At 67.6% G+C, this 23,044-nt stretch carries 17 protein-coding genes; 11 read left to right on the top strand and 6 right to left on the bottom strand.

The window, feature by feature from the left end; translation table 11 throughout:
• The 3 genes from VL52_RS20220 to VL52_RS20210 all read right to left on the bottom strand — a co-directional run.
• The coding region (locus VL52_RS20220; RefSeq protein WP_438939064.1) for a hypothetical protein at positions 1 to 408 on the bottom strand (408 nt) is incomplete at its 3' end.
• A gap of 308 nt (positions 409 to 716) precedes the next feature.
• Positions 717 to 1,193 carry an FKBP-type peptidyl-prolyl cis-trans isomerase gene (locus tag VL52_RS20215; protein WP_046158732.1) on the bottom strand — a complete coding sequence of 159 codons (477 nt, stop codon included), beginning with the start codon at positions 1,191 to 1,193 and terminating at the stop codon, positions 717 to 719.
• Between the two features lie 321 nt (positions 1,194 to 1,514).
• Entirely contained in the window at positions 1,515 to 4,151 is a 2,637-nt protein-coding gene (locus VL52_RS20210; protein ID WP_046158731.1) for a family 20 glycosylhydrolase, read from the bottom strand.
• A 460-nt stretch (positions 4,152 to 4,611) separates the two neighbouring features.
• Here VL52_RS20210 and VL52_RS20205 point away from each other — a divergent pair, with 460 nt between their 5' ends.
• From VL52_RS20205 to VL52_RS20155, 11 genes are all read left to right on the top strand, one after another.
• Positions 4,612 to 6,729, top strand: coding sequence for a TonB-dependent receptor domain-containing protein (locus VL52_RS20205; RefSeq protein ID WP_235429342.1), 2,118 nt, complete (start codon positions 4,612 to 4,614; stop codon positions 6,727 to 6,729).
• A gap of 116 nt (positions 6,730 to 6,845) precedes the next feature.
• Positions 6,846 to 7,127, top strand: coding sequence for a DUF2218 domain-containing protein (locus VL52_RS20200; RefSeq protein WP_046158729.1), 282 nt, complete (start codon positions 6,846 to 6,848; stop codon positions 7,125 to 7,127).
• A gap of 10 nt (positions 7,128 to 7,137) precedes the next feature.
• Positions 7,138 to 8,247 carry an ABC transporter substrate-binding protein gene (locus VL52_RS20195; protein ID WP_046158728.1) on the top strand — a complete coding sequence of 370 codons (1,110 nt, stop codon included), beginning with the start codon at positions 7,138 to 7,140 and terminating at the stop codon, positions 8,245 to 8,247.
• Positions 8,244 to 9,311, top strand: coding sequence for a FecCD family ABC transporter permease (locus VL52_RS20190; RefSeq protein WP_046158727.1), 1,068 nt, complete (start codon positions 8,244 to 8,246; stop codon positions 9,309 to 9,311). The genes VL52_RS20195 and VL52_RS20190 overlap by 4 nt, the downstream gene beginning before the upstream one ends.
• On the top strand, positions 9,308 to 10,075 hold the full coding sequence (locus VL52_RS20185) for an ABC transporter ATP-binding protein (RefSeq protein ID WP_046158726.1): 768 nt from the start codon (positions 9,308 to 9,310) through the stop codon (positions 10,073 to 10,075). Before VL52_RS20190 ends, VL52_RS20185 begins: the two co-directional genes overlap by 4 nt.
• A gap of 154 nt (positions 10,076 to 10,229) precedes the next feature.
• Positions 10,230 to 14,132: a non-ribosomal peptide synthetase gene (locus VL52_RS20180; protein ID WP_046158725.1), complete on the top strand. Its 3,903-nt coding sequence runs from the start codon at positions 10,230 to 10,232 to the stop codon at positions 14,130 to 14,132.
• Positions 14,133 to 14,332: 200 nt separating this feature from the next.
• The gene (locus tag VL52_RS20175) at positions 14,333 to 15,511 is read left to right on the top strand and encodes an isochorismate synthase (protein ID WP_046158724.1); all 1,179 of its coding nucleotides are present in this window, start codon (positions 14,333 to 14,335) and stop codon (positions 15,509 to 15,511) included.
• Positions 15,508 to 17,115 carry a (2,3-dihydroxybenzoyl)adenylate synthase gene (locus VL52_RS20170; protein ID WP_046158723.1) on the top strand — a complete coding sequence of 536 codons (1,608 nt, stop codon included), beginning with the start codon at positions 15,508 to 15,510 and terminating at the stop codon, positions 17,113 to 17,115. The genes VL52_RS20175 and VL52_RS20170 overlap by 4 nt, the downstream gene beginning before the upstream one ends.
• A gap of 5 nt (positions 17,116 to 17,120) precedes the next feature.
• The gene (locus VL52_RS20165; protein ID WP_046158722.1) at positions 17,121 to 17,999 is read left to right on the top strand and encodes an isochorismatase; all 879 of its coding nucleotides are present in this window, start codon (positions 17,121 to 17,123) and stop codon (positions 17,997 to 17,999) included.
• A 2-nt stretch (positions 18,000 to 18,001) separates the two neighbouring features.
• Positions 18,002 to 18,766 (top strand): 2,3-dihydro-2,3-dihydroxybenzoate dehydrogenase, encoded by a 765-nt coding sequence (gene dhbA, locus VL52_RS20160; protein WP_043575351.1) that lies wholly within the window; start codon positions 18,002 to 18,004, stop codon positions 18,764 to 18,766.
• Positions 18,767 to 18,912: 146 nt separating this feature from the next.
• Positions 18,913 to 20,016 carry a 3-deoxy-7-phosphoheptulonate synthase gene (locus VL52_RS20155; RefSeq protein WP_200896067.1) on the top strand — a complete coding sequence of 368 codons (1,104 nt, stop codon included), beginning with the start codon at positions 18,913 to 18,915 and terminating at the stop codon, positions 20,014 to 20,016.
• Positions 20,017 to 20,085: 69 nt separating this feature from the next.
• On the opposite strand, the gene VL52_RS20150 is transcribed toward VL52_RS20155, so the two are convergent.
• The 3 genes from VL52_RS20150 to VL52_RS20140 all read right to left on the bottom strand — a co-directional run bounded on the left by VL52_RS20150 (position 20,086) and on the right by VL52_RS20140 (position 22,861).
• The gene (locus VL52_RS20150) at positions 20,086 to 21,276 is read right to left on the bottom strand and encodes an anthrax toxin-like adenylyl cyclase domain-containing protein (protein WP_082113852.1); all 1,191 of its coding nucleotides are present in this window, start codon (positions 21,274 to 21,276) and stop codon (positions 20,086 to 20,088) included.
• Between the two features lie 189 nt (positions 21,277 to 21,465).
• On the bottom strand, positions 21,466 to 22,506 hold the full coding sequence (locus VL52_RS20145) for a TyeA family type III secretion system gatekeeper subunit (RefSeq protein WP_052729436.1): 1,041 nt from the start codon (positions 22,504 to 22,506) through the stop codon (positions 21,466 to 21,468).
• Positions 22,499 to 22,861, bottom strand: coding sequence for a hypothetical protein (locus tag VL52_RS20140; protein WP_052729435.1), 363 nt, complete (start codon positions 22,859 to 22,861; stop codon positions 22,499 to 22,501). Before VL52_RS20140 ends, VL52_RS20145 begins: the two co-directional genes overlap by 8 nt.
• Positions 22,862 to 23,044: the final 183 nt, after the last annotated feature.

The following is a 23,044-nucleotide window of genomic DNA, read 5'->3' as shown; positions in this document are numbered from 1 at the left end:
CTGTGTACCGTAGGTTTTGTGCAGCCAGTCCGAGAATTCGCTCAGCGAGGTGAGCAGTTGACGGGCATTGGCCGAGCGTTTCGGCAGCCAGTAGAGGTCACTGGGGTCGCGACCGTCTTCGCCGATGGTGCCCGAGTAGACCCGTCGTGCGAAGGTGTCGAACAGGTCCGCCGGCCGCGCGAAGTGGGCATGGTGGACCGCCAGGTAGTCGAGCAGCAAGCCGACTGCCTGGCAGAGCTTGCGCATCCAAGACAGGCTCCTGGCCTGGGTGTGGGCGAGCAGGTAGTCCACCAGCGGGCCCAGAGCTTCTAGACGGCTATCCTGTTCGACGAGGATGACTGGGATTTCGGCTCGGATGCCGGTTTCGTCCTGTACAACCTGAGCCTTGACGCAGACATGTCTCATCAAACCTCTATCCCTTCCGGTCAACCGCCTCCTAACTTCCGAACGCTACCACTCATGATCCAGCACACAGGTGACAGGCTACCGAGTCTGCTCAGCCCGCTACGGTCTATTCGCTATGTATGCTTCACAACGTACCCGGCCAAAGATAATTTTATTAATTGTTAGACCTATAGCCCTTGATATGGCAAGCAAGATAGCAACAAAAAGCCCACCCGAAGTAACCAAAGTGGGCTTCAACACAGTCAAATGTTAGTGGGTTTTAACCCCATATAACGGATGGGGAGGGCTTTGTTTGTGCGGGGCGGGCTGTGTCAGTGCTGATGCCCGTGCTCGCCATGCACATGCTGGTGGGCAATTTCCTCGGCGGTTGCCTCACGCACGTCCACAACTTTGAGGGCGAAGCGCAGGGTTTTGCCGCAAAGCGGGTGGTTGCCGTCCAGCAATACGGTCGGGCCTTTGATCTTGGTGACGAAATAGTAACGCGGCTCGCCATCCGGGCCGAGGCGCTGGATCTGTCCGCCTACCTTGACGCCGGGCGGGAAGTCGGTCTTGGGCATAGTGGTGACCAGAGCTTCGTCGCGTGCGCCGAAGGCGTCTTCAGTCGCGAGCTCCAGCGTGGTTTGAAAGCCTGATTCCTGACCTTCAAGCGCAGCTTCCAGTTTGGGGAAGAGGTTGTCGTAATCGCCGTGCAGATAGGAGACAGGGTGCTTGCCATCGTCGTAAACCAGCCCCTGGCTGTCGGTGACTTTCATGCGCAGAGTGACTGCGGTGTTGGCGGTGATTTTCATGGCGGGAAATGGCAAAGAAATTGAAGCCGGAAGGTTCGCAGTTCAGCGGGGGAGTGTCAACTGAATCGCCCTCCGTTTGCCAGATGCTTATACGGCGGCTTCCAATGCGAAAACAGCCATCTTTCATCCCGCATGCGGGGACAACTTTGGCCGAGATGCTGCCAGTCGGCAGCTTGGCCAAGCCCATGCTTTTCAAATCTCCACTCCAACGAAAACAGCGGGCCGACGACCCGCCGTTCCTTTCCAGTCAATCCGCGAACTCCATGCGAAGACCTCGGCTTTCAAAACGCGGTCAAGCGTCTTGCCCGCGCCCCATGCCGCTCACTGCCCGGACAGAACCTCCACCCTTCCGGCTCGGCGGCCATCCTGGGTGACGCCGCGCCAGTAGCGCGCCTGTACCTGCAAGCCGGGCAGATAGTTCTGCCAGCTATGGCCATCGGGCGAATACTGCAGGCGCGCGCCCGGCCACTCGGTCGTCACCGAAATGCCGTTGGCGTCCGGCAGCACAGCCGGCATCGATACCCGGTAGCCGATGCCGGCGCGCTCCAGCTTGCCGGCCTCGCGCCAGCCCAGCACCGCGGCGAATTGCTGCCAGTCTGCGTTCAGCGCCGCCTTGTCCACCAGCTTGGTGACGCCCAGCTGGTAGGTTTCGCCCACCTTGTACGGCCGCTCCCACCCGGCCTTGTGCCAGGCGCGCTCGGCCAGCGCCAACAGCCGCGGATAGACCATGGTTTCGAACTCGGCGTCGGTGCGCATCACCTCGGTCCAGGCCTGGCCCTGGATGCCGGCGTACTGCGCCGGCGCGGCGGAGCTGGTCACCGCGAACGGCTGGCCTTGGCGGTCCGGCATCACTTCGGCGTTCTGCGGCAGATTGTCCGGCGCGAAGCTGAACACCTTGTAGCTGTCGGTGTCGCGCGAGGCCCAGTAATAGCCGTGCTCGCGCGGGTTCAGCTCGTAGGGGAAGTCGAAGTACAGGTAGTCCGGCAAGGCCAGCACGGTCTTGAAGCCCTTGGCGGCGTAGCCGTTCACCGCCTGCGTCGCGCCCCAGTACAGCGTGTCCCATTCGGTGACCATGGTGTTGCGGGTGGCGAAATCGGACGCGCCGCTGGAGCCGGCCACCCCGTCCTGCCACGCCGCCATCGTCGGAATGCCCTGCTGGGAAACGATGCGGCTGGCCTCGCGCGCGAAGCGCAGCGGCAGGTCGTCCACGCTCTTCAACTTGCCTTTGGCGATCTGCGCCTGGCAGGCCGGCGAGCGGCCCCACGGCTTGTCTTGCTGCGCCATATTGACCTTGCCCTTGGACGGGTCGCTGCCGCTGGCGTCCTGGAAGCCGGAGCCCAGCAAGATGTTCTTGGCCTCGTCGCCGCCGAAGTGCCAGGTCTGCAGCGGCTGGCCGGCCTCGCGGTGCATCTGCGCCACCTCGGCCACCAGCTTGGACACGAAGCGGCCGCTGCCCGGCACGCAGGGATTGAAATAAGTGCGGCGGTCGTAGAACTGCACCGACAGCGTGTTGGACTGGTCCTGCGGGTCCAGCAGCCGGTATTCGGCCGCCGCCTGCGGCTGGCCCTGGGCCATCAGCTTGTGGTAGCGCGCCTCCATCGACACCACCGCGGCGCGGGCGTGCGCCGGCATGTCGAACTCCGGAATCACTTCGATGAAACGGGCCTGGGCGTAGCTCACCAGCGCGATGTAGTCGGCGCGGGTCAGATAGCCCCCGCCGGACTGGTTGGCCGGGCCGGAGCCCAGCTGCGGCACCAGGCACTGGGTTTCGCTCAAGTCATGGCAACGGCGCGCGCCGACGTCGGTCAGCTCCGGCAGGCCGGGAATCTGCAAGCGCCAGCCTTCGTCATCGGACAGATGCAGATGCAGCTTGTTGAGCTTGTAGGCGGCCATCTGGTCTATCAGGCGGCGCACGGTGGCCGGCTGCTTGAAGTTGCGCGCCAGGTCGGCCATGAAGCCTCGGTGGACATAGCGCGGCGCGTCCTCCACCGTCATCCAGCGCACCTGTCCGCCGCCCTGCGGCAGCAGGCCCAGCAGGGTCTGCACGCCGTAGAACACGCCGGCGGCGTCAAAGCCTTCCACCTTCACGCCCTGCTGGCCGATCAGCAGCCGGTAACCGCCGGACACGGCGATGTCGGCCGGCAAGCGGGCGCCGGCCACGCCGCCGCTGACATTGACGCCCTCGTTGCGCAGCCCCAGCTGCGCCGCGCGCAGCGCCAGCGCGTCCCGCTGCGCCGGGCTGACGCCGGACAGGTTCAGGTTAAGGCCGCGAACCAGCAGCTCGCCGCCGCCCAGCTGCTGGCGCAATGTGGCCGGAATGACGCGATTGGCCGCCTGCGCGGCGGACAGCTGCGGGCCGCGCTCGCTGAAGGCGCGGTAGCGCTGTTCCGGCGTGGCCAGCGGCCGCAGCTCGCCGGCCGGATTTTTCCAGTTGTCGCCGGTCAGCGGCAGCAGATAGCTGGCCTCGTCGCTGCTGTCGTGCTGCAGCAGCGCCGGCTGCTGGCCGTCCACCGTCACATAGGGGCGAGGCAGCACATCGCTTTCCTGCAGGATCCAGTATTCGTCGATCAGCGGCAGCTCCAGCTTCTGGCCGGGCGCCAGGCCCTGGAAAGCGGCGGTCGGGGTGATCTGGTACAGGTCGCCGGTGATGTGGCGAAGGGAGAACTGCGGCGTGTCCAGCTTCAGAATACGGCGGATGCTGTGCAGATACAGGTTCCAGCCGCCGCCGGGTGCCACCGCCTGCCCGCCCTTGTTCTCCAGGATCAGCCTCCCTTTCAGGCAGGACGTCCAGTCCGCCCCCAGGTCGGAGCACGGCGCGCCGGCGGCCGCGCCCTTATTGGTGTCCACCGCAATTTTCAGCGACAGGCTCTGCCCCAGCGCCGCCGCATCCGGCGCGGCCCACGCCCACGCCGACAAGGCGGCCAGCACGGCCGCGCCCAGTAATCGCTTCACGCTCATCGTCCACTCCCTCGCTATCCACCATGGCGTTCCGGGCGCGCGCGTCCGGAGCTCTCGCCGTTGCCCGGCCATGCGCGATGCAAACGGCATTGGTATTTAATTGGTATTCTGAGTGGCGCGCAAGCGGTACTGCCAATTAGGACTGGCGCAATGCAAACTTTGCGCAATGGGCTTGCGCGAATTCCGTAAAAACGCCGTTGCGATGTCATCTTCTTGCAACATGGTGGAATTTCACGCCAATCCCCAACAAATTCATGCTCTTGCGAACGCTCGATGCGCTTGCCAGGCCCGTCATGCGCGGTCTTTATGCGAATAAAAACGATTCCTATTTGTGTTAAAAATAAGTCGATGTGATAATGGTCCGCTCAATTGACATTCATTGCGCAAATCTAATCCGGCGTCATGATCGGAACGGCTTGCGATGCGCCAGCCGGCTTGCCAATTGGATATGCGTTCCGTGATGAACACTCTGGGTATGACCAATACAATGAAAAACAAGCGCTCCCCGCACCTCGCGCGCCCGGCATTCCGCCTGGCCATGCTGTCCGCCGCCGTCGGCGCCCTCTACCTGCCCGCCGCGCACGCCGCCGAAACGGTGCTGCCCTCGGTGGTGGTGACCGCCACCGGCTACGAGCAGAAAATCAAGGAAGCCCCGGCCAGCATCTCGGTGATTACCCGCGAAGAGCTGGAAAAAATGCCGGTTAATAATCTGGCTGATGCCGTACGCAAGCTGGAAGGCGTCAGCATCATCGGCGGTGCTCCTAACGATATCGACATCGCCGTACGCGGCCTGCCCGGCGAATACACCTTGATCCTCGTGGACGGCAAGCGCCAGAACACCCGCGAAACAATGAACCGCGGCACCGGCGGCACACAGCCATACCAGATGCCGCCGCTGGAAGCCATCGAACGCATCGAAGTCGTCCGCGGCCCGATGTCCTCACTGTATGGCGCAGATGCGATGGGCGGCGTGATCAACATCATCACCCGCAAATCCCCCAAGGAATGGCATGGTTCGATGACCTTGGGAGGCTCCATTCCTTCGGATTCCAAATACGGAAACGCTGGCGAAACCAGCTTCTGGGTCGGTGGTCCGTTGAAAGAAGGCCTGCTTGCACTGCAACTGTATGGCAGCAGCTACAACCGCTCAGAAAGCAGCATCAGCTACCCGAAAGTCGGCTCCGTAGGCGTGCCTGACACCCAGAACAACAATTTCACCGCCAAGCTGTCCATCACACCTACCGCTAATCAGGATATTGTGCTGGAAGCCGGCCACAACTCGCTCAGCTACACCAATACCCCAGGCAAAAGCTCGGCATCCAACGACGACAAGAGCAAAGTAAGCTACCCGCGCGACAACTGGGGCATTAGTCATAATGGCCGCTGGGACTGGGGTAAAAGCAGCCTCTCCCTATATCAGGAATCGTCCAAGGAAATCAGCTCCACCAATGACGTGGACAGCCCGGTTCAACCCAAGATCGTCAACACCACAGTGGACGGCCAGCTGACGTTCCCATTCACTCGCAATACCTTGAAGTTGGGCATGCAATGGCAGCAGCAAAAACTGAGCGGCGTATCCAAAAACGATAACGTGCCAAACAAAAGCTTTGCGCCGAACCCTGATCAGATCAGCGCCGATAGTTCCGCGCTGTTCGCCGAGAATGAATTTGCAGCGACTGAAGATTTGACGCTGACCGGTGGCCTGCGTCTGGATCACCAGAGCCAGTACGGCAGCCACGTCAGCCCGCGTCTCTACGCCGTCTACAACCTGACGCCCACCATCACACTGCGTGGCGGTGTGGCTCAAGGCTTCAAGGCTCCCAAACTGCGTCAAACTTCCTCCGGTTACTGCATGACATCTGGGGGCCCTGGTGAAACAGGTGGCATTCTGTGCGGCAACCCGGATCTGAAGCCCGAAGAAAGCACCAGCGGAGAAATCGGCATCCGCTACGACGGTACGGATGGTCTCTCCGGTAGCTTCACCGTATTCAACAGCCAGTTCAAGAACAAAGTAGTCAGCTACGACACCGGCGTTCTTTCCCCGCAAGCTGCACCGCGTACTATCTACGTCTACGACAATGTGGACAAAGTAGATATCAAGGGCATTGAAATGTCCGGGGCCTGGGAAATCAACAAACAATGGAAACTGTCAGGCAACTACACCTATACCGACTCGCGTCGTCAAGGCGGCAAAGAAACCAGTCGTGACAAAACCTCTCTGGACGGCCAGCCACTGGACAAAACACCCAAGCACGTAGCCAATCTAAAACTGGACTGGACGCCGTATGAAAAACTGAATGCCTATGCCAGCGCCGCATACACAGGCAAATCGAATTGGGCAGCTTTCCGCAACTACTCCATGAGCGTGCGCGAGCGCCCTGCGTCCACCACCTTTGATCTCGGCCTGAGCTATCAGATCAACAAGACCTTTAGCGTCAATGCCGTCGTTCTGAACGTTACTGACAAAATCGTCCCGGTAGACATGTCCGATGTGGGTAGCCGGACGCCCGTTCGCCCTGGCAACTGGATGGTCGACGAGGGCCGCCGCTATTGGCTGACCCTGACCGGCAAGTTCTAAACCCCGCGCTCCCCGTCCGCGCCGCAAAAGCGGACGGGAAGCTACGCACGGCAGTTGCCGGACCCCATCGGTCCGCCAACTGCCTGTTCCCGTTTTAAAAGAATGGAGAAATCATCATGCTGAGCAGCCGCGCTTCCCTCACCACCGCCAACGCCGACAAAGTGCTGTACAAGCTGTGCAAGCACTACGCGCTGAAGGTGCCGGTGGATTTCGACACCGAGCGCGCCCATGTGCAGTTCCCCATCGGCACCTGCGACATCCAGCGCGAAGGCGACACGCTGGACATGGTGTGCGCGGCGGACGCGGCCGACAAGCTGGCCAAGATCGAATTCATCATGGACGAGCACCTGGGCCTGATGGCCAAGCAACCGGAACTCAAGCTCGACTGGCAAAAGTAAAGGACGCCCGATGAAGACCGTATTCTCCCGCCTGCTGGCCGCCGCGCTGATCGCCGCCGCCTCGCTATCGGCCCAAGCCGCCGTCGTCACCGACATCGCCGGCCGCAAAGTGGAAGTGCCGGCCAAGGTGAACCGCATCCTGCTGGGCGAAGGCCGGCTGTTCTATTCCTTGGCGCTGCTGGAAGGCAAACAGCCGCTGGCGCGCGTCGCCGGCTGGCAGGGCGATTTCCGCCAGCTGGACCCGCAAACCTACGCCCAGTACAAGAAACGCTTTCCCGAGATCGACCGCATCCCGCTGATCGGCAAGACCAGCGAGAACTCGGTCAGCGCCGAAAAGGTGCTGACCCTGAAGCCGGACATCGCCATCTTCAGCATCTCCGGCCATGGCCCGGGCCTGAACAACCCCATCGTCCAGCAGTTGCAGGCGGCCAAGGTTCCAGTGGTGTTCGTCGATTTCCGCAACGCGCCGCTGGAGCACACCGTGCCCAGCCTGCGCATCATGGGCCAGGCGCTGCAGCGCGAGGCCGAGGCTGAACGCTTCATCCGCTTCTACCAAAGCCGGATGGACGCCATCCGCAAGACGGTGGCCGCCATCCCGGCGCAGCAGAAGCCCAAGGTTTTCCTCGACCTGCGCGCCGCCGCCTTCCCCAACGTCACCAGCGCCGGCAAGGGCAGCCTGGGCGAGCTGGTGGACGCCGCCGGCGGCGTCAACATCGGCGACAAGCTGATCCCCGGCGCGGTGGGCGAGGTGAACATGGAGCACGTGCTGGCCTCCAGGCCCGACTGGTACATCGGCACCGGCACCGCCGACGCGGCCGACAAGATCGGCATCCAGTTCGGCGCCGACATCTCGCCGGCGCAGGCCCGCGCATCGCTGGCCCGCGCCGCCGCGCGCAAGCCGGTGGGCGCGCTCGCCGCCGTGCGCGACGGCCGCACCTTCGGCGCCTGGCACCACTTCTACAACACGCCCTACCACATCGTGCTGCTGGAAGCCTTCGCCAAAACGCTGCAGCCGACGCGCTTCGCCAAGCTGGACCCGGACGCCAGCTGGCAGCAACTGCACCGCGACTTCCTGGCGATCCCGCCGCAGGGCACCTACTGGGTCAAGGGAGGCAAATGAGCGAGTCCGCCCTGCCCCCGCTCACCGCCGCCGCGGTCAGCGGCGACTACCGCCGCGCGCTGATGCGCCGGCTGCTGCTGGTGGCCGGCCTGCTGGCGCTGCTGGCGCTGTCGCTGTCGCTGGACGTCACCACCGGCGCCAGCGGCATGCCGCTGGCCGAGTTCTGGCGCACGCTGCTGGAGCCCTCCGCCGCCGACCCGGCCACCGCGGTCATCGTCTGGGACATCCGCCTGCCTTACGCGCTGATCGCCGTCGGCGCCGGCCTGGCGCTGGGCCTGGCCGGGGCGGAGATGCAGACCGTGCTGCACAATCCGCTGGCCGACCCGTTCACGCTGGGCCTGCAGCCGGCCGCCGCCTTCGGCGCGGCGCTGGCGCTGCTGCTGGGCATCAGCCTGCCCGGCATTCCCGCCTCGTGGATGCTGCCGGTCAACGCCTTCGTGTTCGCGCTGGGCTCGGCGCTGCTGCTGGACCTGGTGGCGCGCTGGACGCGGATGGCGGCCAGCGGCGTGGTGCTGTTCGGCATCGCGCTGTTCTTCAGCTTCAACGCCCTGGTCTCGCTGCTGCAATTCGTCTCCACCGCCGACGCGCTGCAGGACCTGGTGTTCTGGCTGATGGGCAGCCTGTCGCGCGCCGACTGGCCCAAGATCGGCCTGATCTTCGCCGCCTTCGCGCTGATCCTGCCGTGGTCGCTGGCCAATTCCTGGCGGCTGACCGCGCTGCGCCTGGGCGAGGACCGCGCCGCCAGCTTCGGCATCGACGTGCGCCGGCTGCGGCTGACCTCCTTGCTGCGCGCCAGCCTGCTCACCGCGCTGGCGGTGGCCTTCGTCGGCACCATTGGCTTCATCGGCCTGATCGCGCCGCACATCGCCCGCAGGCTGGTGGGCGAGGACCACCGCTTCTACCTGCCGGTGAGCGCGCTGACCGGCGCGGCCATCCTGTCCATGGCCTCGGTCGTCACCAAGAACCTGATTCCCGGCGTCATCGTGCCGGTGGGCATCGTCACCGCGCTGGTGGGGATCCCCTTCTTCATCGTCATCGTCTTGCGCAACGGAGGCCGGACATGAGCGAGCAGCTGTCCATCGAAAAACTGTCAGTCAGCTACGGCAAGCGCCGCGTCATCGACAAGCTGTCCGTCCCCTGTATGCGGGCGGGCGAGGTCACCGCCCTGCTCGGCCCCAACGGCAGCGGCAAGTCCACCCTGCTGCGCGCGCTGGCCGGCCTGCAGGGCGGCGACGGCCTGGTCCGCCTGCGCGGCCGCCCGCTCAGCCGCCAGCGCGGCGAGGTGGCCTACCTGCCGCAGACGCTGCCGCCCTGCGTGCATCTGACGGTGTTCGAATCGCTGATGGTGGCCGGCCAGGCCACCGCCGCCGGCTTGTTCCGCCGCCACGACGACCAGCAGGTGTTCGCGCTGCTGCAGTCGCTGGGAATCGACCACCTGGCGCTGCGCTTCCTCGACCAGCTATCCGGCGGCCAGCGCCAGCTGGTGGGCATCGCCCAGGCGCTGATACGCGAGCCTGCGGTGCTGCTGCTGGACGAGCCGCTGTCGGCGCTGGACCTGAATTACCAGTTCCACGTGATGGACCTGCTGCGGCGCGAAACCCGCCGCCGCGGCATGGTGACGGTGATCGTGCTGCACGACCTGAACGCGGCGCTGCGCCACGCCGACCGAGCGCTGATGCTGAAGGCCGGCCAACTGCTGGCCAACGGCTGCCCGGACCAGGTGATAGACGCCGCCACGCTGCAAGCGGTCTACGGCGTAGACGGCCGGGTGGAGCGCTGCTCGCAAGGTGTGCCCCACGTGCTGGTGGATGGCCTGGCCGCAGGCTGACCCTCCCGGCGGGACGGCCAGCGTAGTCCCGCCGGATTGAATTCTCTCTTTTCTCACGCAATGCGATTGAAATTGATATTCAATCGCATTTATGATGTCAGCCTTCGCTCAAGCGCCGCCCAGGCGGCCGGAACAATAACAGGCAGACTTCCACATGACCGAGACCTCCCCCCGCCTTCCCGTCAGCTACGCCCAGCACGGCATCTGGATGGGCCAGCGCCTGGCGCCCGACAATCCCGGCTATTGGACCGCTGAGGCCATCGAGCTGAAAGGCCCGCTGGACGCCGGCATTCTGCGCGCCTGCGCCGCCGAGGCGCTTGCCCATTGCCCGGCGCTGAACATGCGCTTCGAGTTCGACGGCGAGACGCTATGGCAGCATCCGCGGCGCAGCTCGCCCCAGCCGCTGCCCTGGCACGACCTGAGCGGCGAATCCGATCCCGAAGCCGCGGCCGCCGCCTGGATGCGCGGGGCGCTGTCCCAGCCCTGCGACCCGGCCGTCGATCCGCTGTACCGCAGCGCGCTGATCCAGCTGGGACCGCGTCATTTCCTGTGGTACGTGCAAACCCATCACATCGCGCTGGACGGCTTCGCCTACGGCCTGCTGTGCAAGGTCGTGGCCGCGCGCTACAACGCCGCGCTGCGCGGACAGGACGCGCCGCCGCTGCCCGACTGGCGGCTAGAGCCGGTGCTGGCGGAAGACCAGGCTTATCAGGCGTCCGCACAGCGCGAGCGCGACCAGGCGTTCTGGACCGCGCGGCAGCAAACCTTCCCCGCCGCCGCCACGCTGGCCCCGCCCCAGCCGCTGGCCGACGGCGTGCGCAAGGCCAGCCGCGCGCTGACTTCCGGCCAGATCGACGCCTGGCAGCGCGCGGCCAAGGCCTGCGGCGTCAACTGGGCCGCCTGGCTGATGGCGGCGGCGGCGGCCTGGCTGGCGCGGCACGGCGGCCAGCGCGCCATCACGCTGGGCCTGCCGGTGATGAACCGCATGGGCTCCGCCGCGCTGGGCGTGCCCTGCATGGCGATGAACATCGCGCCGCTCAGCCTGAGGCTGGACCCGGCCCGCAGCCTGGGAGAGCTGGCCCGGCAGGCCGCCGCCGGCCTGCGCGACATCCGCCCCCACCAGCGCTACCGCTACGAGTGGCTGCGCGGCGATCTGGGCCGGCTAGACGGCCGCCAGCGGCTGTTCGGCCCGGTGCTCAACCTGATGCCCTTCGACCGCCACGCGCCGTTCGACGGCCTGGAAACCCGCATCCGGCCGATCAGCTCCGGCCCAGTGGAAGACCTGTCGATCAACATCAGCCTGCTCAACACCGAGTGGCGGCTGAGCCTGGAAGCCCACCCGGACGCCTATCCGGCCGAACGCCTGGACGCGCTGTGGCATGACTTGCCGCAGTGGCTCGACCAACTGGCCCATGCCGAGCCCGCCACGCCGCTGGCGAGCTTGCTGCCGGATTTGCCGCCGCTGTCCATCCTGCAAGGCCCGGCGCTGGAGCAGCCCGCGGTCCCGGTGATGGAGCGGCTGGCCGCGCAGGCCGCCGCCCGGCCGGACGCGACCGCCCTGGAAGGCGAAGGCCAGGCCCTCAGCTACCGCGCGCTGCTGGACCGGGCGCGGGCGCTGGCCGGCCGCTTGAAAGCCCAGGGCCTGGAGGACGGCGAGCGCGTCGCCATCCTGCTGCCGCGCTCGGTGGACGCCATCGTCGCCATCCTCGGCACATTGTGGGCCGGCGGCTGCTATGTCCCGCTCGATCCCCTAGGCCCGTCGGCCCGCCTGGCCATGGCGCTGGACGACGCCCGCCCCAGGCTGGCGCTGACCCATCGTCGCTGGGCCGCGCTGTGCGGCGACGCGCCGGCGCTGTGCCTGGACGAAGCGCCGGGCGAAGACGCGCCGCGCCTGGACGCCTGCGCCGCCGGCGTCGACAGCCCGGCCTACCTGCTCTACACCTCCGGCTCCACCGGCAAGCCCAACGGCGTGCTGGTCGGCCACCGCGCGCTGGCCCACTTCGTCTCCAGCGCCGGCCAGTTCTACCGCGTCCGGGCCGGCGAGCGCATCCTGCAGTTCGCGCCGCTGCACTTCGACGCCAGCATCGAGGAAATCTTCCTGGCGCTGTGCCATGGCGGCACGCTGGCGCTGCGCGACGACGCGATGCTGGAATCGATGCCCGCCTTCGCCGACGCCATCGCACGGCTGAAGATAGACGTGCTGGACCTGCCCACCGCCTTCTGGCATGAGCTCGCTTACGCGCTGACGCCGGAACTGGCCGGCCGGCTGTCCCGCGTCCGCCTCGCCATCATCGGCGGCGAGGCCGCGCTGCCCGAGCGCGCGCGCCGCTGGCGCGAGCTGCTGCCGGACGCCACGCTGCTCAACAGCTACGGGCCCACCGAGGCCTCCATCATCGCCACCGGCGCCGCGCTGGCGGGCCCGGACGCGGTATGGGATGGCGGCGACGACATCCCCATCGGCCTGCCGCGCCCCGGCGTGGCCGCCGCCATCGTCGACGCCGGCCTGCAGCCGGTGGCGCAGGGCGAGGAAGGCGAGCTGTGCCTGCTGGGCGACGCGCTGGCCATCGGCTACCTGGGCCGCGACGAGCTGACTGCCCGCCGCTTCGTGGCGTTGGACGCGCTGCCCGGCGCGCCGCGCGCCTACCGCACCGGCGACCGCGCCGTCTGGCAGGGCGGCCAGCTGCGCTTCCTCGGCCGGCTGGACCACGAGCTGAAGATCAGCGGCCTGCGCATCGACCCGGCCGAAGTGGAAAACGCGCTGCTGGCCTGCCCCGGCGTGCGCGAAGCCGCGGTGATCGGCCTGCCGCTGGCCGGCGGCGGCTACACGCTGGCCGCCTTCCTGGCCTCGGACGCGGAACGAGACGCCGGCGCGCTGCGCCGCCAGCTGGCCGATCGGCTGCCCTCCACCGCCATTCCCGACCGCTGGCAATGGCTGCAGCAACTGCCGCGCAACGTCAACGGCAAGATAGACCGCAAGCAACTGGCCGCACTGGACAACGCGCCGGACCGCAACGCGCCCCCGGCCGCCGAGGCCACGCCGCTGGAGCGGCAGATCATGGAAGTGTGGAGCCAGGTGCTGGGCCGCATGCCGGAAGGCCCGCACGCCAACTTCTTCGTGTTGGGCGGCAAGTCGCTGCAGGCGATCCAGGCCGCCAACCGGCTGGCCCAGTTGTTGCAGCGCGAAGTCGCGGTATCGGCGCTGTTCAGCTACAACACCGTCGCCGCGCTGGCGCAGGCACTGAGCGCGCCGGCCGCCCACCGGCCGCCATCAGCCAGCCAGGGCAGCGAATTCGCGCCGCTGCTGACCATCCAGCCCGGCAAGCTGCCGGCGCTGTTCTGCCTGCATCCGGCGGAAGGCCTGTCCTGGTGCTACCTGGGACTGGCGCGCCATCTGCCGGACACCGCCATCTACGGCCTGCAGGCCGCTGGCATCCAGGGCGAGCTGCCCGCCAGCTTCGACGCGATGGTGGCCGACTACGTCGCCCGCATGCGCGCCGTCCAGCCGCATGGCCCGTACCGGCTGCTGGGCTGGTCGCTGGGCGGCGCGCTGGCGCAGGCGATGGCCGCCGCGCTCGCCGACGCCGGCGAAACCGTTGAGCTGCTGGCGCTGATGGACAGCTACCCGGTCAGCAGCTGGCAAGGCCGGCCCGAGCCGACGCTGCACGACGCGCTGGTGACGGTGCTCAGCGTCAACGGCGAGGTGGATGCCGACGCCGACGGCCTGCCGCTGGACAACGACGCCATCTACCAGCGCCTGCTGCGCGCCGGCAGCCCGCTGGCGCCGCTGGGCCGCGCCGCGCTGGAAAAGCTGGGCCAGGCCTCGCTGCACGGCATGCGGCTGTTCCGCGACAGCCGCATGCCGGCCTACCCGGGCGACGTGCTGCTGTTCCGCGCCGGCCGCCATCCCGGCGACGCGCCGACGCCGGCCGACTGGCAACCCTATCTGCAAGGCCGGCTGGACTGCGTGGAGCTGGACTGCGACCACTTCGGCATGAGCGATCCGGAGCCGATGCGCCGCATCGGCGAGGAACTGTCGCGCCGGCTGAGCCGCGCCTGAAACCCCATGCCCGGCGCGCGCTCGCGCCGGGCTTCGCCCCTCTCTTGCGTCAGCAAAATGGATTTTATTTTCCATCCAAGCCAGATTGCGCAATTTTCCGATATTCCCAAGGCATGAACAGGGGTATTCGGCGATTGACAGACGATTACTTTGAATATACATTGAACGATAATTATTATCATTATCATCGGAGTCAAGCCATGCACACCCAGTCGGCCACGACCGGCAGCGCCGAAGACGGCGAGTTTTATTTCATGTCGTCCCACCGCAGCCTGAAGGCCGCCGGTGTACATGCCCGCATCCACACCCCCGCCCGCGGCGCGCTCGATCCGGACAGCGCGTTCTCCCGAGAAGTGGCGGAAGCCTTCGCCCGCGCCCGCGCCGACGGCATCGCCTCCCCGGTGCTGATGGGCGCCATTCCCTTCGACATCGACCAGCCCTCCGAACTGTTCATCCCCGCCCGCCACGCCTTCTTCGACCGCCAAGAACGCTTGCAGGCGGCCGCCCAGCGCGCCGGCGACGGCGGCAAGGTGGTAGGCTCGCGCAGCATCCCGGACGAGCAAGGCTTCAAGGCCGCCGTCAGCCAAGCCATCGAACAGTTCAGCCATGGCGGAATCCGCAAGGCCGTGCTGTCTCGCGTGCTGGAAGTCGACTTCGACCGCCCGGTGTCGGCGGATCGCGTGTTCGACGCCGTGTGCGCGCAAAACCCCAACGGCTACCAGTTCCAGCTGCCGCTCTCAGACGGCGGCCGCCTGGTGGGCGTCAGCCCCGAGCTGCTGCTGCAGAAGGAAGGCGCGCGCGTGCGCACCTTCCCGCTGGCCGGCTCCGCCAAGCGCCAGAGCGACCCGGCGGCCGACGCCGCCGCCAGCGCCAGGCTGCTGGATTCGTCCAAGGACCATTACGAGCACAGCCTGGTCATCGACGACATCCAGAACGTGCTGGGCCCCTATTGCGCCGAGCTGACCATCCCGTCCGCGCCGTCGCTGCTGGGCACCCGCGCGATGTGGCACCTGAGCTCGCAGATAGACGGCGTGCTCTCCGACGCCTCGCTACCGATTTTGCAGCTGGCCTGCCGCCTGCACCCGACGCCGGCGATCTGCGGCTTCCCCACCCAGGCTTCCCGCCAGCTGATCCGCGAGATCGAACCGTTCGAGCGCGGCGTGTTCAGCGGCATCGTCGGCTGGTGCGACGAGCATGGCAACGGCGAATGGGCGGTGACCATACGTTGCGCCACCGTGGCCGATACCCGCGTGCGGCTGTTCGCCGGCGCCGGCATCGTCGCCGCGTCCACACCGGAATCGGAATGGGCGGAAACCCAGGCCAAGCTGGGCACCATGCTGGGTGCCTTCGGCCTGTCCGGCCAGGAGGCGGCGGCATGAGCGTAGCCTTCACCCGCTGGCCCGACGACCTGGCGGCGCGCTACCGCGCCGCCGGCTACTGGAACGACCAGCCGATGACCGAGATGCTGGCCCGGCAATGCCGCGAGCGACCCGACGCGCCGGCCGTGCTGTGCGGCGAGCGCGAGATCAGCTACGCCGAGCTGGACCGCCGCTCCGACAACCTGGCCGCCTGGCTGCTGGCGCGCGGCGTGGCCCGCCACGACACCGCGCTGGTGCAGCTGCCCAACGTCGCCGAGTTCTACATCGCGCTGTTCGCGCTGTTCAAGATCGGCGCCGCGCCGGTCAACGCGCTGTTCAGCCACCAGAAGCTGGAGCTGTCGGCCTACGCCCGCCAGATTCAGCCCATGCTGCTGATCGCCGACCGCCGCCACCCGCTGTTCGGCGACGACGCGATGGCGGACGAGCTGGCCGCCATCTCGCCGGCGCTGAGCGTGCGCCTGTTCGCCAACGACGAGCTGGAAGCCGTGCTGGAGCGGGATTGCGGCGGCCTGCCGGCCGAGGCCGGCCCCAGCGCCGCCGACGAAGTGGCGTTCTTCCAGCTGTCCGGCGGCAGCACCGGCACGCCCAAGCTGATTCCGCGCACCCACAACGACTACTTCTACAGCGTGCGCCGCAGCGCCGAGATCTGCGAGCTCGGCCCGCGCACCCGCTTCCTGTGCGCGCTGCCCGCGCCGCACAACTTCCCGCTCAGCTCGCCGGGCGCGCTTGGCGTGTTCCACGCCGGCGGCGCGGTGGTGTTGGCGCCCAATCCGGAAGCGCTGGCCTGCTTCGCGCTGGTGGCGCGCCACCAGGTGGACATCGCCGCGCTGGTGCCGCCGGCCGTCGCGCTGTGGCTGCAAGCCGCGCCCGGCCGCGAGGCTCAGCTGAAGAGCCTCAAGCTGCTGCAGGTCGGCGGCGCGAGCTTCGCCGAAGCCACCGCCCGCCAGGTGCCGGAAGTGCTGGGCTGCAAGCTGCAACAGGTGTTCGGCATGGCCGAGGGACTGGTCAACTACACCCGCCTTGACGACGGCGACGACATCGTCTTCGGCTGCCAGGGCCGGCCGATGAGCGACGCCGACGAAGTGAAAGTGGTGGACGAAGCCGGCCACCCGGTGCCGATCGGCGCGCCGGGCATGCTGGCCACCCGCGGCCCCTACACCTTCCGCGGCTACTACCTGGCCCCGGAGCACAACGCCCGCGTGTTCGACAACGAGGGCTTCTATTACTCGGGCGACGTGGTGGTGGCCGACGAGCGCGGCTATCTGCGCGTGGTCGGCCGGGTCAAAGACCAGATCAACCGCGGCGGCGAGAAGATCGCCGCCGAGGAGATCGAACACCTGCTGCTGCAACACCCGCAAGTGGCCCAGGCCGCGCTGGTGGCGATGCCCGACGCGATGCTGGGCGAGAAAAGCTGCGCCTACGTGGTGGCGCATGAGGACGGGCTGAAATCGGTAGCGCTGCGCCGCTTCCTGCGCGAGCAGGGCGTGGCCGACTACAAGCTGCCCGACCGCTTCGAACTGGTAAGCACCCTGCCGCTGACCCACGTCGGCAAAATAGACAAACAAGCGCTGCGCGGCATGCTGGCCGCCGCGGCCGGAGCCTGAACACCATGAGCATTCCCAAGCTGAACGCCTACCCGCTGCCGCAGGCGGCCGACTTCCCCGCCAACAAGACCGCCTGGCGCGTGGAGCCCAAGCGCGCCGCGCTGCTGATCCACGACATGCAGCGCTACTTCCTCGCCTTCTACGGCGAAGACAGCGCGCTGGTCAATGAACTGGTATCCAAGGTGGAGGCGCTGCGCCGCTGGGCCGACAGCCACGGCGTGCCGGTGATCTACACCGCGCAGCCCACCGAACAGAAACCGGAAGACCGCGCGCTGCTGAACGATATGTGGGGCCCGGGCCTGACCACCGCCGATCCGGCGGTGCAAGTGGTGACGCCGCGGCTGGCCCCGCGCGAGCAGGACACCGTGCTGGTCAAATGGCGCTACAGCGCCTTCCAGCGCAGCGACCTGCAGGAAAGAATGCGGGCCTGGGGCCGCGACCAGCTGGTGATCTGCGGCGTCTACGCCCACATCGGCTGCATGATGACCGCCTGCGACGCCTTCATGCGCGACATCCAGGCCTTCATGGTCGGCGACGCGGTGGCCGATTTCAGCGAGGAAGAGCACAAGATGGCGCTGCGCTACGTGGCCACCCGCTGCGGCGCGGTGATCGCGCAGTCGGACCTCGCGGTTGCCGGCGGCGACGCCGCGCTGACCCGCGAATGGCTGAAAGCCCAGGTGCTGACCGTGCTGGAAGACGGCGACGACAGCCTGGCCGGCGGCGACAACCTGCTGGATTACGGCCTGGACTCCATCCGCGTGATGGAGTTGGTGGCGCAGTGGCAGAAGCTGGGCCTGGAAATCGGCTTCGAAGATTTGGCCCAGGACCTGACGCTGGACGGCTGGTGGGCCGCCATCCAGGCCAAGCTGCCGCAGGAGGCCTGATCATGGTCGGACTGGATTTCACCGGCCAATGCGTGTGGGTGACCGGCGCGGCCCAGGGCATAGGCCAGGAAGTGGCGCGCCGCTTCGTCGAGGCCGGCGCGCGCGTCGTGGCGCTGGACCTGCAGTTCGAACAAGCGGCCGCCCATTGCGGCGTGATGCGCGAGCTGCCGCTGGACATCCGCGACGCCGACGCCGTGGCCGCGCTGTGCCGCCGGCTGGCCGAAGAGGACGCGCTGCCCGACGTGCTGGTCAACGCCGCCGGTGTGCTGCGCCTGGGCGCGTTCGACGCGCTGTCGGTCGACGACTGGCAGCAATGCCTGGCCGTCAACGTCAGCGGCCCGTTCTACCTGCTGCGCGCGCTGATGCCCCACTTCAAGGCGCGCCGCGCCGGGGCCATCGTCAACGTCGCCTCCAACGCCGCACACGTGCCGCGCATAGCCATGGCCGCCTACGGCGCGTCCAAGGCGGCGATGGCCAGCCTCAGCCACAACGCCGCGCTGGAACTGGCGCCGTACGGCGTGCGCTGCAACGTGGTCTCGCCCGGCTCCACCGACACCCCGATGCTGCGCGGCATGTGGCAGGACGAGCACGGCGCCGCCCGCACCATCGCCGGCAAGCCGGAAGCGTTCCGCCTGGGCATCCCGCTGGGCAAGCTGGCCACCCCGGCCGACGTCGCCGGCGCGGTGCTGTACCTGGCTTCCGACCTAGCCGGCCACGTCACGATGCAGGACATCGTGGTGGATGGCGGCGCCACCCTGGCCGCCTGAACATGCGGACCGCGCGGCGGGGAGAGGCTGGACGCGCCGTCGGCGCGCGGCCGCCCTGTCGCCGACACCGGGGCCGCGCGCCGGCCCTGCCGCAAACGACGGGCTGAATCCGCGGCTCGTTTGCGGATCATCCTGTGGAGAACATCATGACAACGCTTGCCAGGCCGGAACCCGGCCTACTCGCGCCCGAACACGGCCACGCGCCGCCATCCAGCCAGGCCGACTACCGCTCGATGGCCAGCCCCGCCGAACTGCTGCGCAGCCTGCCGGCCAGCGCGCGCGCCAGCGCCTCGGTCCACGCCGGCCGCGACGCGGTGAAAAAAGTGCTGAGCGGCGACGACCCGCGCTGGCTGGTGGTGGTGGGGCCCTGCTCCATCCACGACCCGCGCGCCGGACTGGACTACGCCGCCCGGCTGGCGGAGCTGGCCGCCGAACTGAACGACACGCTGCTGATCGTGATGCGGGCCTACTTTGAAAAGCCGCGCACCAGCGTGGGCTGGAAGGGCCTGATCAACGACCCCTACATGGACGACAGCTATTGCGTGGACGAGGGCATGCACATCGCCCGCCGCTTCCTCTTGGCCGCCGCCGAACTGGGCCTGCCGCTGGCCGGCGAGGCGCTGGACCCGATGTCGCCGCTGTACCTGGCCGACCTGTACAGCTGGATGGCCATCGGCGCGCGCACCACCGAATCGCAGATCCACCGCGAGCTGGCGTCGGCGCTGGACAGCGCGGTGGGCTTCAAGAACAGCACCGACGGCTCGCTGGACGCGGCGCTGAACGCCATCGTCTCCGCCAGCGCGCCGCACGCCTACCTGGGCATGGGCAAGGATGGACGGGTGGCGGTGGTGAACAGCCGCGGCAACCCGCACTGCCATCTGGTGCTGCGCGGCGGCGGCGGCCGGCCCAACTATGATTCCGTCAGCGTCGCGCTGGCCGAACAGGCGATGAAGAAGCACGACATCCCGCCGGCCATCATGGTGGACTGCGCGCACGCCAACTCGTGGAAGCAGCACGCGCTGCAGCCGCGCGTGCTGGCCGACGCGGTGTCCCAGATCCGCCACGGCAACCGCAGCATCCGCGCCTTCATGCTGGAAAGCTTCATCGAGCCCGGCAACCAGGCCATCCCAGCCGATCTGTCCGAGCTGCGCTACGGCTGCTCGGTGACCGATCCCTGCGTGGACTGGCACACCACCGCCGACATCCTGCGCGACGCCCGCGCCAAGCTGCGGCCGTTGCTGGCCGGCTGAGCCCCGCCGGCAGCCTGTCCGATGCCGGCGTCCGGAACATGCCCGCCCGGACGCCGGCCTAACGAACGCTCACTCTCCGCCCAACCGGCGGCGGGCGTCGACAAAGCTTTCGCGCCTGACGCCGCTCACTTCTTTTTCCCACAGCGGGTTCAAAGGCAGGTGGTAGCCGCTGTCCTTGGCCTGCTTCACCAGCTCCGCCAGCTCCTCCTTGTTCGCTATCACGCAGATTTCGTCGAAGCGGCCGATCCTGGCCGGCAAGGCGAAAGTGGCGGGATAGTTCGCGTCCGGGTCCGTCGCCGGACTGCCCGAGTCGGCGTTGTGGTGCACCACTCGCTCGCCGTCGCCCACCAGGGCCTGGTTGATGACGGGAATCATGTCGCGGATGCGCGCCGAGGCATTGCCGATTTCCGCATCCTCCCGGCGATAAAAGCTCTTGGGATTCAGATAAGCGTCCAGCAGGCCGACATTGGCCGGAATCCCGCGGTAATGGTCGATCCGGTCGCGGAAGACCTGATGCGCGACGTCCGGCACCGGCAGATTGTCCTGCGGCCCGACATCGCTCAAATGCGGGCCGATGACCAGCAAGTCGTAGTCGGCGGTGAGGGGTTTGGCGTCCGCCTTCGGCGCCAATACTTCAATCGGCGCGCCGTCATGGCGGATTTCATACGCCTCCTCGCCGCCGGACTTGCGCGCCGCCTCGAAGACGTATTCCTTGCCGCTGGGCGCTTTCGCGGTGAACGTGCGCACGCCTTCGGCGTTTTCCCGCGACAGATTGTTCAGCACGCCCGCCTGCAGCAGGCTGGACAAGCGCGAACCGGAGATCGTCAACGGCACCGCCGCCGCGTCGCCGTCGCGAATGCACTGCCGGGTTTGGGAGTTGAATTTGGCGATGCGGTCGGCCGAAGCGTTTTCCAGCTTGCTGAAGCGCTGATCGACGCAGATCAATCCGGCCTGCGCGCCCCAGGACGCGCTTTTGCCCTTGATGTGAAACCCCTTGGTGGGATGCCCGGTTTCAATCAGCTCGGTGGCCAGCCTATCCACTGGCCGGATGCCGATGATGCAGTTGTGGTCGCGCGCGACCTGCTGCAGCGGAATCAGATGGGCGGCGACCATCCCGGTTTTGTCCTTCACCGCCTCAACCTGTTGTCCCAGACCCAGCGGTTCGCCGCTGGCGCCGGCGGCTTGGTTCAAGACGGAATCCAGCTGGGCCTGGCCGGCATTGCTTGGCGTGATCGCCGCGCGATTGAATTGAATGGTCATGTGGTTTGGACTCGCAAATTGCCGACAACTCGATGGGACATGGCGCGCGCCGCCAGCCTCCCGGCTTGGCCGGAAGCCGCCGCGCGCCAGCGGAGACAATGGCGGCCAACATATCAGCCGGCGCGGCGACCGGCTTTCAGAAAACCGCATATCATTCGGTTTTTGACACAAGGATGCCGCGCGGGCCGGCTATTCCAGGCTGCGGTCGCGCAGCTCCGCCACCGCGGCCTCCAGCTGCGCCTTCTGCTCAGCGTCGCCGAAACAGTCTTCCGGCAGCAGCTGCGCCAGCCGGCCAAGGGCGTGGGCCAGCCGATACTGCTGCTCGGGCTCCACCGGCGGCAACGCCTCCGCCACGCTGTCCGCGTTCACCCACACCTGCTCCAGCAGCGACACCACGCCGCGCAGCAGGGTCTCTCCGTCCAGGGCCGGCAAGGCCAGCGCCGCCGCGGCCTGGTCGCAATGGGCCTCCAGGCCCAGGATGCGCAACAGCTGCCTGAGGTCGCCGATCACCGCGGCCAGATGGCTGCCGACGATGGCCTGGCCGCTGGCCGACAGCTCGTAGGACAGCACCCGCAGCATGGTGCGCAGCTTGCGTTGCCGCCCGTCCCGCTCGCCCAGCGACGCCAGCCACTGCGACAGCTTCTGCCGGGACGCGCCGGCGCGGTGGTAAAGCCGCAGCAGTTCCTGGCGCAAGGCTGGCGTCGTCGCGCCGTACTCCAGCGCGCCGAACAGGGACAAGGCCAGGGTGTCGTCGGCGGTCAGCGCCGCCAGCGCCTCTTCCATGCGGCGGCGCAGCTTGGCGTCCGGCCTGCCCTTCGCCAGCCAGGCGGCCAGCTGCAGGGCCATGCGGCCCGGATCCGGCGTCTGCGCCTGCATCGCGGCCAGCAAATGCGGCGCGCGCTGCCAGTCTTGCGGGCCGCTCAGCAGGCTGTCCAGATCGGCGGCGTCCACGGCGGCCAGCTCCGCCACCAGCTTCTGCGCCAGCACCCGGCCGCGCGCGCCGTCCTGGCCGATGCCGCCGCGCCGGTTGTCCCGCAGACGCCCCCCCAGGGCGAAGCCCAGGTCTTCCTGGGTCTCGGTCAGCGCGTCGCTCTGAAACTCCAACAGCTCGGCCTGCGCCAGCGCCAGCACCGACTCCGCCGCCGGCGGCCTGCCCATCGGCTGGGCGGCGATGCCGTCATCCACGCCGCCCAGCGCCGTTCCCGCCGTCACCTGATCCAGCCTAAGCATGGGCCGCCTCCCGGGCATCGCCCCTCAGTTGCTCCAGCACCCGCGCCTGATGCGCGGGCGTGTCCAGATGGATGCGCACCAAGCCGTTGTCCAGCCTCGCCTGCCCGACGGACAGCGCGGCGTCGGCCAGCACCGCCACCTCCGGCACGTCGGCGTAGGCCAGTTCCGCCGCCCTCAACGCTTGCGGCGCGACATGCAGATTGACGCTGCCGCGCGGCAGCAGCCGCGCCACCTGGCGCTCCACCCGGCGCAGCAGCAGCTCGCTTTGATCACAGTTGCCCAACAATGCCTCCAGCACTCCGGCGGTGATGCCGCGCCAGCGCAGGGCCAGCTGGCGCGCGATCAAGCCTTCCATTTCCTGTTCGCAGCATCTTCGTCTTGTGCCTGTTGATCATGCTGGGCCAGAACTACACCGCCTTCACCGCGGCCAAGGTGGACTGGAACGGCGTCATCGCCACTTATCTTGGCATCCCGCTGTTTGTGGCGCTGTGGTGGGGATACCGCGTCAAGCACAACACCCGCATGGTGCCGCTGGATA

Source organism: Chromobacterium vaccinii, from assembly GCF_000971335.1.
Lineage (GTDB): Bacteria > Pseudomonadota > Gammaproteobacteria > Burkholderiales > Chromobacteriaceae > Chromobacterium > Chromobacterium vaccinii.
This window is presented reverse-complemented; position numbering and strand designations above follow the sequence as displayed.